This is a genomic window from Streptomyces lincolnensis (assembly GCF_021173675.1).
Lineage (GTDB): Bacteria > Actinomycetota > Actinomycetes > Streptomycetales > Streptomycetaceae > Streptomyces > Streptomyces lincolnensis_B.
In genome coordinates, this window is record NZ_JAIHON010000012.1 from 22,289 (window position 1) to 35,872 (window position 13,584).

13 protein-coding genes are annotated in these 13,584 nt (G+C 71.0%); 6 read left to right on the forward strand and 7 right to left on the reverse strand.

Annotated elements, in window-relative coordinates:
• Positions 1-22: 22 nt before the first annotated feature.
• Together hemQ and hemG are read right to left on the reverse strand one after the other, a co-directional pair.
• Positions 23-754, reverse strand: coding sequence for a hydrogen peroxide-dependent heme synthase (gene hemQ / locus K4B79_RS32730; protein ID WP_232030936.1), 732 nt, complete (start codon positions 752-754; stop codon positions 23-25).
• 5 nt (positions 755-759) lie between these two features.
• Positions 760-2,223 carry a protoporphyrinogen oxidase gene (gene hemG / locus K4B79_RS32735; protein WP_232030937.1) on the reverse strand — a complete coding sequence of 488 codons (1,464 nt, stop codon included), beginning with the start codon at positions 2,221-2,223 and terminating at the stop codon, positions 760-762.
• 162 nt (positions 2,224-2,385) lie between these two features.
• On the opposite strand from hemG, the gene K4B79_RS32740 reads away from it, so the two are divergent.
• On the forward strand, positions 2,386-3,402 hold the full coding sequence (locus K4B79_RS32740) for a DUF4349 domain-containing protein (protein WP_232030938.1): 1,017 nt from the start codon (positions 2,386-2,388) through the stop codon (positions 3,400-3,402).
• Positions 3,403-3,456: 54 nt separating this feature from the next.
• A complete protein-coding gene (locus K4B79_RS32745; protein WP_232030939.1) occupies positions 3,457-4,872 on the forward strand; it encodes an FAD-dependent oxidoreductase in 1,416 nt (471 codons plus the stop codon).
• Between the two features lie 70 nt (positions 4,873-4,942).
• On the opposite strand, the gene K4B79_RS32750 is transcribed toward K4B79_RS32745, so the two are convergent.
• A complete protein-coding gene (locus K4B79_RS32750; RefSeq protein WP_232030940.1) occupies positions 4,943-5,275 on the reverse strand; it encodes a hypothetical protein in 333 nt (110 codons plus the stop codon).
• A gap of 126 nt (positions 5,276-5,401) precedes the next feature.
• On the opposite strand from K4B79_RS32750, the gene K4B79_RS32755 reads away from it, so the two are divergent.
• Positions 5,402-6,229 carry a rhomboid family intramembrane serine protease gene (locus K4B79_RS32755; RefSeq protein ID WP_232030941.1) on the forward strand — a complete coding sequence of 276 codons (828 nt, stop codon included), beginning with the start codon at positions 5,402-5,404 and terminating at the stop codon, positions 6,227-6,229.
• Positions 6,230-6,236: 7 nt separating this feature from the next.
• Here the strand turns inward: K4B79_RS32755 and hemE are convergent, their stop codons facing one another.
• Positions 6,237-7,304, reverse strand: coding sequence for a uroporphyrinogen decarboxylase (hemE, locus tag K4B79_RS32760; protein ID WP_232030942.1), 1,068 nt, complete (start codon positions 7,302-7,304; stop codon positions 6,237-6,239).
• 119 nt (positions 7,305-7,423) lie between these two features.
• Here hemE and K4B79_RS32765 point away from each other — a divergent pair, with 119 nt between their 5' ends.
• The 3 genes from K4B79_RS32765 to K4B79_RS32775 all read left to right on the forward strand — a co-directional run bounded on the left by K4B79_RS32765 (position 7,424) and on the right by K4B79_RS32775 (position 10,401).
• A complete protein-coding gene (locus tag K4B79_RS32765) occupies positions 7,424-8,092 on the forward strand; it encodes a DUF3000 domain-containing protein (protein ID WP_232030943.1) in 669 nt (222 codons plus the stop codon).
• 198 nt (positions 8,093-8,290) lie between these two features.
• Positions 8,291-8,953 (forward strand): response regulator transcription factor, encoded by a 663-nt coding sequence (locus K4B79_RS32770; RefSeq protein WP_123992183.1) that lies wholly within the window; start codon positions 8,291-8,293, stop codon positions 8,951-8,953.
• 167 nt (positions 8,954-9,120) lie between these two features.
• Positions 9,121-10,401 (forward strand): ribonuclease D, encoded by a 1,281-nt coding sequence (locus K4B79_RS32775; protein WP_232030944.1) that lies wholly within the window; start codon positions 9,121-9,123, stop codon positions 10,399-10,401.
• A gap of 30 nt (positions 10,402-10,431) precedes the next feature.
• Here the strand turns inward: K4B79_RS32775 and K4B79_RS32780 are convergent, their stop codons facing one another.
• Genes K4B79_RS32780 through K4B79_RS32790 form a run of 3 tightly spaced genes read right to left on the reverse strand, consistent with a single transcriptional unit; the run spans position 10,432 to position 13,525 of the window.
• The gene (locus tag K4B79_RS32780) at positions 10,432-11,262 is read right to left on the reverse strand and encodes a carbohydrate ABC transporter permease (protein WP_232030945.1); all 831 of its coding nucleotides are present in this window, start codon (positions 11,260-11,262) and stop codon (positions 10,432-10,434) included.
• A complete protein-coding gene (locus K4B79_RS32785; RefSeq protein ID WP_232030946.1) occupies positions 11,259-12,212 on the reverse strand; it encodes a carbohydrate ABC transporter permease in 954 nt (317 codons plus the stop codon). Before K4B79_RS32785 ends, K4B79_RS32780 begins: the two co-directional genes overlap by 4 nt.
• Complete coding sequence (locus K4B79_RS32790) at positions 12,212-13,525, reverse strand: ABC transporter substrate-binding protein (protein WP_232030947.1); 1,314 nt, start codon at positions 13,523-13,525, stop codon at positions 12,212-12,214. The genes K4B79_RS32785 and K4B79_RS32790 overlap by 1 nt, the downstream gene beginning before the upstream one ends.
• Positions 13,526-13,584 lie beyond the last annotated feature (59 nt).

Consider the following 13,584-nt stretch of genomic DNA (forward strand, 5'->3'; position numbering starts at 1 on the left):
GCCCCGCGCCCCTTAGGGGGCGCTACGCCAGCCCGGCGATCAAATCTGCCACCGACTTCCTGCGGCCCGTGTAGAACGGGACCTCCTCGCGGACGTGCATGCGGGCCTCGGAGGCGCGGAGGTGGCGCATGAGGTCGACGATGCGGTGGAGGTCGTTCGCCTCGAAGGCGAGGATCCACTCGTAGTCGCCGAGGGAGAAGGAGGCGACGGTGTTGGCGCGCACGTCGGGGTAGCCGCGGGCCATCTTGCCGTGGTCGGCGAGCATGCGGCGGCGGTCCTCGTCGGGGAGGAGGTACCAGTCGTAGGAGCGCACGAAGGGGTAGACGCTGATGTAGTCGCGGGGCGTCTCGTCGGCGAGGAAGGCCGGGATGTGCGAGCGGTTGAACTCGGCGGGGCGGTGCAGCGCCATGTTCGACCAGACCGGCTCCAGGGCGCGGCCCAGCTTCGTGCGGCGGAAGAGGTTGTACGCCTCCTGGAGCTGGTCGCTGGTCTCGGCGTGCCACCAGATCATGACGTCGGCGTCGGCGCGCAGACCGGACACGTCGTAGGTGCCGCGGATCGTCACGTCCTTGGCGGCGAGCTGGTCGAACAGCTCCTGGACCTCGTCGGCGTGGCCCGCGCGGTCCTCGGGGAGCACGTCCTTCAGCTTGAAGACGGACCAGAGGGTGTAGCGGATGACGTCGTTGAGGTCCTTGGCCAGCTTGCCCTTGTTCGGGACCCTGCCGGACTCGGTGGTGGGGGCGTTGTCGCTCATGGTCCCTATTCTCCCGCTCCGCCGTGCAGGCTCTGCACCGGGTTGGCCGTGAGCTCCTCCACGGCGCGCAGGTCGCCCCGGATCTGGTCGACCGCCGCGTAGGCGCTCGCGATGCAGGCGGGGATGCCGACGCCGTCGTAGACCGCGCCGCACACGGCCAGGCCGGGGAGCTTGCCGACGTGGTCGCGGACGCGGGCCACGCGCGCGTGGTGGCCGACGGGGTACTGGGGCAGGCCGTCGGTCCAGCGGGTGACGCGGGTCTCGACGGGGGTGGCGTCCAGGCCGGTGGCCGCGCGCAGGTCGTGCCGGGAGACGTCGACGAGGTCGGTGTCCTCGCGCTGGAGGATCTCGGTCTCGCCGTGCCGGCCGACGGAGGTGCGCAGGACGAGCAGATCGGGGTTCTCGTCGGCGATCCAGCCCCACTTCTGGGAGGCGAAGGTGGAGGCCTTGATGGTGTGGCCGTCGACGGGCGGGACGAGGAAGCCGCTGCCCTCGGGGAGCGTGACGTCGGCGCGGCGGTAGGCGAGGGTGATCAGGGCCATCGAGGCGTACTCGACGGCGGTGAGTTCGGCGGCGGCCTCGGGCGCCTCGGCGCGCAGCAGCCCGGCGGCGACGGGGGCGGGGGCGGCGACGATCACGGCGTCGGCCGCCAGGACGCGGTCCCCGGCGACGACCCGCCACCCGGCGGCCGCCTCGCGGCGCAGCTCCGTCACCGGGGCGCCGGTCACGATCTCGCCGCCGCCCGCGCGCACCGCCTCGGCGACCGCGAGCGGGAGGGTGCCCACTCCGCCCTCGATGCCCATGAACACCGGCCCGGTCTGCTGGTTGGCGGCGGCCTTCGCCTGGAGCTCGCGGACCGCCTCCAGGAGGGAGGTGTGGGTGCGGGCGGCCTGGTAGAGCTGCGGGACCGCCAGGCGCATCGAGATGCGGTAGGCGTCGCCCGCGTACACCCCGCCCAGCAGCGGTTCCACCAGGCGGTCGACGACCTCGCGGCCGAGGCGCGCCGCCACGAACTCGCCGACCGCCACGTCCTCGCCGACCTCGGTGTGGGGCAGTTCGGCGTCGCGTTCGATACGGGCCAGGCCCTCGTCGGAGACCACGCCGGCCAGCGCGGACGCGGTGCCGGGGACGCCCATCACATGGCCCTTGGGCATGGGGCGCAGGGTGCCGCGGTTCCACAGGGAGGCGCTCGCGGTGGCCGGGGGCTGGAGGCGGTCGGTGAGGCCGACCTCGCGGGCGAGGGCGACGGCCTCGGGGCGGCGGGCGAGCATCGACTCGGCACCGAGGTCGACCCGCGCGCCGGCGATCTCGCCGGGCAGCAGCTTGCCTCCGACGCGGTCCGAGGCCTCCAGCACGGTCACCCGCGCCCCGCTCCGCACCAGCCGGTGAGCCGCGGCCAGACCCGCGATGCCGGCTCCGATGACGACGACGTGACCTGCCCCTGTGCGACCTGCCCCTGTTGCGCTCATGTGCCCACTTTCTCAGACCCCACTGACACCGCCCGGGCACCCCGGTGTCCTTCACGAGTCCTGACCGTGACCTCAATGGAACCGTCGAAGGCCAACGTCCGGGCCTGTCCCGGCGTCGAAGGAACGTCAGTCGCCACGACGACCCTCGGGGGGTACGCCCACATGCGCGCACGACGTTCCGCACGACATTCCGCACGATCTTCCGTACGACCGGTCCAGGCCCTGGCCGGAGTCCTGCTGGCCGGGACCCTGGCGCTGGCCGGTTGCAGCGGCGGTGGCGCCGCCGACACCACGTCCGGCGACGACGGCGGCGGCAACGCGGCCGTCCAGGAGGGCGGGGAAAAGGCCGGTGCCGCGGCGAGCGACAGCGGCGCGAGCGGCGCCAAGGCGTCCGCGCCGCCCCGGCTCACCGCGAGCCACATCATCCGCACCGCCTCCCTGACCGTGCGGGTCGAGGACGTGCCCACGGCCCTCGACAAGGCCCGTACCACCGTCGAGAACGCGGGCGGCTACGTCGGCAACGAGACCACCACCCGGGCCGAGGAGGGCGGCGAGCAGACGGAGGTGGTGCTGCGGGTGCCCGTCGACAAGTACGACGAGGTCCTCGCCGACCTGGAGGGCACCGGCACGCTCCTCGACCGCACGGCCAAGGCGCAGGACGTGAGCGACCAGGTGGTCGACGTGGAGAGCCGCATCACCTCGCAGCGCGCGAGCGTGACCCGCATCCGCGAGCTGATGGACCGGGCCACCCGGCTCAGCGACGTGGTGACCCTGGAGGGCGAACTGAGCTCCCGCCAGGCCGAGTTGGAATCGCTGCTGGCCCGGCAGGAGTCCCTGAAGGACCGCACGACCCTGGCCACCATCACCCTCTCCCTGCACGAACCGGCGCACGAGGCGGTCGCGAAGGACGACGATCCCGGGATCGTGGACGCGCTCGCGGGCGGCTGGGACGCGTTCGTGACGATGCTGCGCTGGATCGTCGTGGTGCTCGCGGCGGTCCTGCCCTTCGCCGCCGTGCTGGCCCTGCTCCTGCTGGTGTGGCTGCGCCTGCTCAGGCCCCGCCTGCCGCGCCGCCCGGCCCCCGCGGGCGCGTCCACCGCGCTGGGCCCGCTGCCGGTGGCCCGCCCGGCCCCGGAGCCCGCCCGCTCCCAGCAGCAGGAGGGCGACGAGGAGAACTGATCAGGACCGGACATCGGACCGGTGGGAAACACCCTGCCCACGTAGCGTGTTCGCATGAACATGAGCGGTGCGAAGCGTGGGTCGGAGTGTCTGGCCGTGCCGGAGCGTCTGGTCGTGATCGGCGGCGACGCCGCGGGCATGTCCGCGGCGTCGCAGGCCCGCCGGATGAAGGGCCCCGGCGAACTGGAGATCGTGGCGTTCGAGCGGGGCCACTTCGCCTCCTTCTCGGCGTGCGGCATCCCGTACTGGGTGGGCGGCGACGTCGCCGAGCGGGACAGTCTGATCGCCCGCACGCCCGAGGAGCACCGGGCCCGCGGGATCGATCTGCGCATGCGCACCGAGGTCACGGAGATCGACGTCGAGGGACAGCGGGTACGCGCGCGGGACGTCGACTCCGGCGACGAGTCCTGGACGTCGTACGACAAACTCGTGATCGCGACCGGCGCCCGTCCGATCCGGCCGGACATGCCGGGTGCGGACGCGCCCGGTGTGCACGGGGTGCAGACCCTCGACGACGGCCAGGCGCTGCTGGACACGCTGGCACGCACGCGTGGCCGTCGCGCGGTGGTGGTCGGCGCGGGCTACATCGGCGTCGAGATGGCCGAGGCGCTGATCAACCGCGGTTACGAGGTGACGGTCGTCAACCGCGGCCGGGAGCCGATGTCGACCCTGGATCCGGACATGGGCCGCCTGGTGCACGAGGCCATGGAGGGCCTGGGCATCACCATGGTCAACGACGCCGAGGTGACCAAGATCCTCACCGGGGACGACGGCCGGGCGCGGGCCGTGGTGACCGACGACGCCGAGTACCCGGCGGACGTCGTCGTGCTCGGCATCGGCGTCCGCCCCGAGACCGCCCTCGCGCGGGCCGCCGGCCTGCCGCTCGGCGCCCACGGCGGGCTGCTGACCGACCTCGCCATGCGGGTGCGCGGGCACGAGAACATCTGGGCGGGCGGCGACTGCGTCGAGGTCCTCGACCTGGTCTCCGGCCAGGAGCGCCACATCGCCCTCGGTACCCACGCCAACAAGCACGGGCAGGTCATCGGCACCGACGCCGGCGGCGGCTACGCCACCTTCCCCGGTGTCGTCGGCACCGCCGTCAGCAAGGTCTGCGACCTGGAGATCGCCCGCACCGGCCTCCGCGAGAAGGACGCCCGCCGCGCCGGCCTCCAGTTCGAGTCCGTCACCATCGAGTCCACCAGCCGCGCCGGCTACTACCCCGGCGCCTCCCCCATGACGGTCAAAATGCTCGCCGAGCGCCGCACCGGCCGACTCCTCGGCGTCCAGATCGTCGGCCGCGAGGGCGCGGGCAAGAGGGTCGACATCGCCGCGGTCGCCCTCACAGCACGCATGACGGTCGACCAGATGACATCCCTGGACCTGGGCTACGCCCCGCCCTTCTCCCCGGTATGGGACCCGGTACTGGTAGCAGCCAGAAAGGCATCAAAGGCGGTACAGCAACACCCTTAGGGGCGCGGGGAACTGCGCGACCAGCCACAACGAATGGCGCACCCGGCAACGCACCCACACCCCTACGGCGCTACGCCGAACCGTTGATCCGCTCAATCGCCTGCCGAGCCTGATCCGCCGGCGGCCGGGACGGCAACGAAGACACCGACGCACTCGAACTCGGCGGCATGGCGGCGGCAGCCGGCTGCTCCCCCGCCGGCTTCGCATGCGCCGCCGACCGGGCCGACCGCAGCCGATGGCTCACCGCCTCGTCCAGCGTCACCGGCCGCTGCATCTGCGCGGCGAGCCGCCCCGCCTCCTGGCCCAGCCGCGCCACGTCCTCCCAGGGCAGTCGCAACACCAGCGCGATCTCGGCCTCGCCGTCCGGCAGGGCGTGCATCGGAGGAGTGATCCGGTCGTTCATCGCCTGTTTCCTCACGTAGTCCCCGCGACCCGCCTTCCCCGTGACGCGGGTGGTTGTGGAGTCATACGCACACGCGCGTGCCGTTGTTCACCGATTTGCCGCACGCATCCGGGGCACTATTCCCTTGTGGTCATCCCCGTCCATGACGTGAACCCGGTCCGCCGTACCCCGTGGGTGACGTACGCGCTCATCGCCGCGAACGTCCTGGTCTTCCTGTCCATGCCCGGCCTCGCCGACTCCGTGACGGGCGGCGGCAGCCTCACCCGGCTCTGCCGTCTCCAGGAGTTCCTGGACCACTACGCGGCGGTCCCGCAGGAGCTGATCCACCATCGGATGCCTCGCCTGGTGCCCACGGGCGAGGTCGGCCTGAGCCCGCAGGGGAACGCCGGCTGCGTGGTGGCCCCGCCGGGCTACGACAAGTCCCCCGAGCTGTCCGTGTTCACGGCGATGTTCCTGCACGGCGGCTGGCTGCACCTGCTGGGCAACATGCTGTTCCTTCTGATCTTCGGCAACAACATCGAGGACCGCATGGGCCATGTGCGGTTCCTGCTCTTCTACGTCGTCTGCGGCTACGCGGCCTCGTACGGCTTCGCGCTGCTGAACGCCGACTCGTCGGACCCGCTGATCGGCGCCTCGGGGGCGATCGCCGGGGTCCTGGGCGCCTATCTGGTGCTGTATCCGAAGGCCAGGATCTGGGTGCTCGTCCCGTTCCTGATCTTCCTGCCGCTGCGGCTGCCCGCCTGGATGGTCCTGGGCTTCTGGTTCGTGCTCCAGGCGGTGTACTCCTCCGGCGAGGGCGTCTCCGACGCGGGCACCGTGGCGTACGCGGCGCACATCGTCGGTTTCGTCGTCGGCATGGCGATCGCCTGGCCGCTCAAGCCGGGCACACCCCCGCCGCCGGAGCCGCGCGGCCTGCTGTTCGGCAGGCGGGCCCGGCCCCGGCACACGTGGTGAGCGCTGCCTATCGAGCGGTCCGGGTGTGGACGTACTCCACGAGCCGGGTCAGCGCGTCCGGGTCGGTGGACGGCATGACGCCGTGGCCGAGGTTGAAGACGTGGCCCTCCAGGCCGGCGGCGGAGTCGAGGACCTCGCGGGCCTTGGTCTCGACGGCGTCCTGGCCGGCGAACAGGACGGTCGGGTCCAGGTTGCCCTGGAGCGCCTTGCCGGGGCCGACACGGCGGACGGCCTCGTCGAGCGGGACGCGCCAGTCGACGCCGACGACATCGGCGCCGGCCTCGCCCATGAGCCCGAGCAGTTCGCCGGTGCCGACGCCGAAGTGGATGCGCGGGACGCCGTAGCCGGCGACGGCGTCGAAGACCTTGACGGAGGCCGGCATCACCGAGGTGCGGTAGTCGGCCGGGGAGAGCGCTCCGGCCCAGGAGTCGAAGAGCTGGACGGCGGAGGCGCCCGCCTCGATCTGCACCTTCAGGAACGCGGCCGTGATGTCCGCGAGGCGGTCGAGCAGGTCGGCCCAGAGCTCGGGGTCGCCGTACATCATCGCCTTGGCGTTCTCGTACGTGCGGGACGGGCCGCCCTCGACGAGGTAGCTCGCGAGGGTGAAAGGGGCCCCGGCGAAGCCGATGAGCGGGGTCGGGCCGAGCTCGCGGGTGAGCAGACCGATCGCCTCGGTGACGTACGAGACGTCCTCGGGGGTGAGGTCACGCAGCTGGGCCAGGTCGGCGCGGGTGCGGATCGGACGCTCGACGACCGGGCCGACGCCGGGCTTGATGTCGAGGTCGATGCCGATGGCCTTGAGCGGGACCACGATGTCGCTGAAGTAGATCGCCGCGTCCACGTCGTGCCGGCGGACCGGCTGGAGCGTGATCTCGGTGACCAGCTCGGGCCGCATGCAGGACTCCAGCATGGGGATGCCCTCGCGCACCTTGCGGTACTCCGGCAGCGAGCGCCCGGCCTGCCGCATGAACCAGACCGGGGTGTGCGGCACGGGCTCGCGCCTGCATGCCTTGAGGAAGGCGGAGTCGTACGTGGCTGTCGGCGGCTTGCCCGTGGGGGTCTCGTTGGCGCTCACGGGCCAAGTCTTGCACGACGCCGGCCGGCGTCCTCCAGCCCGTCCGGCACGGCCCACAGGGACACCGGGTCCGGGGTGTCAGGCCAGCGCCGGGCCCCGGTTCCCCTTAATCTTCCCGCATGGCTGCGGCTCAGGGACGACTGTCGGACGGCGCTGGCGGAATGGACGACGAGAAGGAGGGAGACCGGAATGCGGGCAGTACGGCGCCGCCGGCGTTCGAGGCCGCGGTCCAGGCACTGCGCGCCAGTCGGCTGCGCCCGCAGATCGAGGTGGAGCCGACGCGGGCGCCCCAGCGGCTCGCCCCGCACGCGTACGCGCTGGAGGCCGCGGTCGTCGACGGCGACCAGGACCTGGCCGACGGGCGGCTGGTGCTGCTGCACGACCCGGACGGACACGAGGCCTGGCGGGGCTCCTTCCGCCTGGTGACGCTGGTGCGCGCGGAGCTGGAGCCGGAGATGGCCACCGATCCGCTGCTGCCCGAGGTCTGCTGGTCCTGGCTCACCGGTGCGCTGAGCGCGCGCGGGCTGGCGTTCGGCGAGCCGAGCGGCACGGTCACCCGGGCGAGCTCCCACTACTTCGGTGGTCTGTCCGAACGGCTGCCCGCGTCCCAGATCGAGATCCGCGCCTCCTGGACGCCCCGGGAGGGGCTGGGCGGTGTGCCGGACACGGCGGCCCATCTGACCGCCTGGTGCGATCTGCTCGCCCAGGTCGCGGGCCTGCCCCCGGCCGGCCCCGGCGACGCCTCGGTGGTCACGCTGCCGCAGCGCCGCGGACCGCAGTCCCGCTGAACGGTCACTTTGTCGATACGGCCACTTTCAGTCACTCCCCGACGCTCGAACGAACCGATCCGTTCACCGAACGATCGACCGCACGTCCGAATTGCACGGATTGTTACTCACTAAATCGTGATCTTTCTCTAAAGGCCCAGGGGTTTGGTGCCGAAGACGACTGTGACCTTGGAAAGCCGTCCCACCCCAGGAGGCCTGGTGTCCGTTCTTCTTGAGCAGCCCGCAAGCCTGGTCGCCTACCGCCCGAACAAGCCGACCGCCATGGTGGTCGTGGCCGACCCGCGCGTCCGCTCCACCGTCACCCGCCACCTGTGGGCGCTCGGTGTGCGCGACGTCATCGAGGCCTCGTCCGTCGCGGAGGCTCGTCCCCGCATCGGCAACCCCCGCGACATCTGTGTCGCCGACGTCCACCTGCCCGACGGCTCCGGCCTCACCCTCCTGTCGGAGACCCGCGCCGCGGGCTGGCCCAACGGCCTGGCCCTGTCCGCCGCCGACGACATCGGTGCCGTGCGCAACGCCCTCGCGGGCGGGGTCAAGGGCTACGTCGTCACCGGCACCCGGACCAACCTCGGGCTCCCCACCCGACCGGGCGCCGCCCCCATCGGAGCCGCCGCCGCCCGTATGCACCGCCGCCCCCCGGGTGCCCCGAGCCACCCGGGCGGCTACCGAGAGCTCTCCGGCCGTGAGGTCGAGGTGCTGCGCCTGGTCGCCGAGGGCCAGTCCAACAAGGCGATCGGCGTCTCGATGGGTCTGTCCGCCCTCACCGTCAAGAGCCACCTCGCCCGCATCGCCCGCAAGCTCGGCACGGGTGACCGTGCCGGCATGGTCGCCGTCGCCCTGCGCACCGGCATCATCCACTGACCCGCTCACTTCACCGACGTGAACCGGATCGGCCGCTGATCTTCGTCCACGCATCCACCCGTCGTGAACCGGATCTTTCACCGAGCTGACTGGTTTACGACCCTCAGGCGCCTGCCGACGGAACGTTCCGTCGGCAGGCGCTGTCCATACACGGATACCCTTGACATGTGACCGACGCCCAAGAGACCGCAGCAGACGTTTCACTGCGAACCACCGGAGGCGCTCCTCCGGACGACGGCGGATCTTCTGTTACGGAGGCGCCGATCCCTTTGCTGGAGCCCCGCGAGGGCATTCCTCCGGTGATCGCCGACGAGGACTCGCTCGCCGAGGTGATCGCCGCGTTCGCGGCCGGTTCCGGCCCCGTCGCCGTCGACGCCGAGCGGGCCTCCGGCTACCGCTACGGCCAGCGCGCCTATCTCGTGCAGCTGCGCCGCGAGGGCGCGGGCAGCGCACTGATCGACCCCGTGGCCTGTCCCGACCTGTCCGCTCTGGGCGAGGCGCTCTCCGGCGTGGAGTGGGTCCTGCACGCCGCCACCCAGGATCTGCCCTGTCTCCGTGAGATAGGCATGGTGCCGACGCGGCTGTTCGACACCGAGCTGGCCGGGCGGCTCGCCGGGTTCCCGCGGGTCGGCCTCGGCGCCATGGTCGAAGGTGTCCTGGGCTTCGTCCTGGAGAAGGGGCACTCCGCCGTCGACTGGTCGACCCGGCCGCTGCCCGAGCCCTGGCTGCGCTATGCCGCGCTGGACGTGGAACTCCTCGTCGACCTGCGGGACGCGCTGGAGAAGGAGCTGGACCGGCAGGGCAAGCTGGAGTGGGCGCAGCAGGAGTTCGCGGCGATCGCGGCCGCGCCGCCCGCCGAGCCGCGCAAGGACCCCTGGCGTCGCACCTCCGGGATGCACAAGGTGCGCCGACGCCGGCAGCTGGCCGTCGTGCGGGAGCTGTGGGAGGCACGGGACCGGATCGCCCAGCGGCGGGACGTGTCGCCGGGCAAGGTGCTGTCCGACGCGGCGATCGTGGAGGCCGCGCTGTCCCTTCCGGTGAACGTGCACGCCCTCGCCGGTCTGAACGGCTTCGGGCACCGGATGGGGCGGCGGCAGCTGGAGCAGTGGCAGTCCGCCGTGGACCGGGCCAAGGCCCTCCCCGAGGCGCAGTTGCCGCAGCCGGGGCAGCCCGTCACCGGGCCGCCCCCGCCGCGTGCCTGGGCCGACAAGGACCCCGCCGCCGCGGCTCGGCTCTCCGCCGCGCGGGCCGCGGTCTCCGCGCTGGCCGAGCAGCTGAACATGCCCCAGGAGAACCTGATCACGCCGGACACCGTGCGGCGCGTCTGCTGGGAGCCGCCCAACGTTGTCGGCGCGGAGTCCGTGGGCGAGGCGCTGGCGGGCTTCGGCGCCCGGCCCTGGCAGGTCGAACAGGTGACTCCGGTGCTGGTGGCCGCGTTGTCCGCCTAGGCGCCGCGGGCGTACTTCCCGGGGCGCTCGTCACCTCGTCGCTCCTCTCATGAAGCCGTTGTAGATGAAGCGCTGCAGGGACAGGAAGACGACCAGTGTCGGCAGGATCACCAGGATCGCTCCTGCCGAGATGACCTCCCAGTGGGCCGCGTAGGGGCCGCGGAAGCGGAACAGGGACGTCGAGATCACGCCAAGATCTTCGGAGGGCATGTAGAGGAAGGGGATGTAGAAGTCGTTGTAGACGGTGATGCCCTTCACGATCACGACGGTGGCGATCGCGGGTTTGAGCAGGGGAAAGATGATCTTCCGGTAGATCGTGAAGGCGTTGGCCCCGTCCAGGCGCGCGGACTCGTCCAGGGAGACCGGGATGGACCGGACGAACTGCAGGAAGATGTAGATCGAGACGATGTCCGTGCCCATGTAGAGCGCGATCGGCGCCCAGAGGCTGTCGAACATGCCGAAGCTGTTGACGATCTGGAAGGTCGCCACCTGGGTGGTCACGCCGGGGACCAGCGCGGCGATCAGGAAGAGGGCGACGACCAGCTTCCTGAGGCGGAAGGTGAAGCGGTCGATGGCGTACGCCGTCATCGAGCCGATCAGGACCGTGCCGCCGACGGAGACCAGCAGGATGATCGCCGTGTTCGCGAACGCGGAGAGCATCTCGCCGTCCCGGAACGCCGCGACGTAGTTGTGGAAGTTGAGCAGGTTGTCGGGGAGCGACAGCGCGCCGCTCGCATCCGCCATCTCCTTCTCCGACTTGAGCGAGGTCAGCAGGACGACGAGGAGCGGGAGCAGGACCACCACGGTCGCGGCGATCAGCGACAGGTACACGAGGGTGCGGGCCACGGTCCGCCGGGTCATACGAGGTCCACCTTGTCGTCGGGAACCAGGCGCCGCTGGATCCAGGTCACCAGGAGGATGATCAGGAGGAGCACCACGGCGGCCGCGGAGGCCAGTCCCGTCTTGCCGAAGCGGAAGGCCAGGTTCACCGTCTGGATCACGAAGGTCTCGGTGCCGGTCGCCCCGCCGGTCATGATGTACGGCACCTCGAAGACCGACAGCGAGCCGGAGATCGAGAGGATCACCGTCAGGGTCAGCACCGGCTTGATGCCGGGCGCGATGATGTACCGGAACTGGTGCCAGCGGTTGGCGCCGTCCAGCTCGGCCGCCTCGTACAGCTCCCCCGGGATCGACTGGATCGCGCCGAGGAACAGCACGAAGTTCAGGCCCAGGTAGCGCCAGACCGAGACGCCGGCGAGCGAGGTGTTGGCCGAGACCGGGGTGCCGAGCCAGGCGTGCTCCGTCTCCACGCCGAACAGGTTCAGCACCGAGTCGAGGGTGCCGCCGTCCTGGAAGAAGTAGAGGAAGACGAAGCCGATCGCCACCCCGTTGATCAGGTACGGGAAGAAGAGCACGCCCTTGAAGAAGTTCCGGAAGCGGACGTTGAAGCTCAGGATCGTCGCGAAGTAGAGCGCGGCGACGATCTGCACCGCGGAGGCGGCGAGGTAGTAGCCGCTGACGAAGAAGACCCGGAAGAGGTCCTCGCGGGTGAAGATCTCCGCGTAGTTCTCGGCGCCGATGTAGCGCAGCTCGGGGCTGACGCCGTCCCAGTCGGTGAGGCTGTACGCGAGCATGTTGGCGACCGGCGCGTAGGTGAAGGTGATCAGCAGCGCGAGCGGGGCGATCAGGAACAGCCAGGGGGTGACGCCCCGCCACACGCGCGTCCCCCGTGGGGCGGGGGCCGGGGAGGGGGCGGTGGATGCCGCCCCCGCGGCGGTCTTCACCGCCGCCTTCTCGGTGGTGTCCGTCATCAGGACCCCGCGGTCCGCTGTGCCTCGGTCCACCGCTTGCTGAGGTCGGCGAAGAAGGAGTCGAGGCTGCCCTTGCGGGCCCCGCGGGCCAGGTCGACCAGGTTCTGCCGGTACTCGGGGGCGTAGATACCGACCTCCGACTGGTTGTCGATGTTCTTGACCTGGGCGCCCTTGGCGTCGTCCACCTCGATGAACTTCACGCCCGCCTCCTCGTACGGCTTCATCACCTCCGGCAGCGGGGCGCTCTTGAGCGGGGAGATGGCCAGGTTGTCCTGCGCGTAGGTGGACTTGTCGGTGAACCAGTCGATCCAGGCGCGGGCCGCCGCCTTGTGCGGGGAGTGGACGTTGATGCCCTGGTTGTAGTCGGGACCGATGACCGAGCAGAACCTGCCGTCGGCCTGGGCCGGGAACGGCATGAAGCCGATGTCGTCCGGGTTGACGCCGGCCTTCTTAGCCGCGTCCCGGAACTGCACGATCGCCCAGGTGCCGAGCCACTGGGTGGCGATCTCGCCCTTCGCCGTCCGGGGCTTGGACTCCTCCCAGTTGCTGGTGGTCGGGTCCTTCTCGATCAGGTCCGCCTTCACCATGTCGTGGAGGAGGGTGTCACCGACGCGCAGGTCGGCGCCCTTCGCCCACGGGTCGCCCTCGGCGAGCTTGTCCGTCGCCTTCGGGTCGCAGTGGACCGAGCCGTTGACGGACGTCCAGCCGCTGAGCGTCCAGCCGGCCGCGAAGTTGGTGTAGTACGGGATCGCGTCGGTCCTGGCCTTGATGGCCTTGAGACCGGCGAGGAACTCGGCCGGGGTGGTGGGCCATTCGGTGATCCCGGCCTCCTTCCAGATCCGCTTGTTGTAGATGAACCCGGGACTCACCCCGTTCGGGCTCTGCCCGTAGACCTTGCCGTCGACCGTGGTGTAGTCGGTGAACCGGTACTTCTCGCCGCGCTCCTCCTGCGTGCCCAGTGAGGCGAAGAACCTCGGGTAGTCGGCCTTCTTGATGACCGCGGGGATCAGCAGGACGTCACCGTAGTTCTTGGTGTTCATGCGGATCTTGACTTCGGCCTCGTAGTCGGTGAGCCCCTCGAACTCCACCTTGACCTTCGGGTAGGTCTTGCCGAACTCGGCGGCGTAGCGCTTCAGCGTGCCGTCCTGGATCAGGTCGGTCCGCACGGTGAGGACCTTGATGGTGCCGGAGACCTTCGACGGGTCGGTGGGCGCCTCGGCGTCGGCGCCCTTGGACGAGCCTCCGGTGCCGGTGCAGGCGGGGACCAGCAGTGCCGTTCCCACGACCATGGCGAGGATGTGACGGCGGTTCATGTGCATCAGCTCCGTTCTCAGGGACGGACGAGCACTTGCGGGGTTGGCTGGTTCCGAAC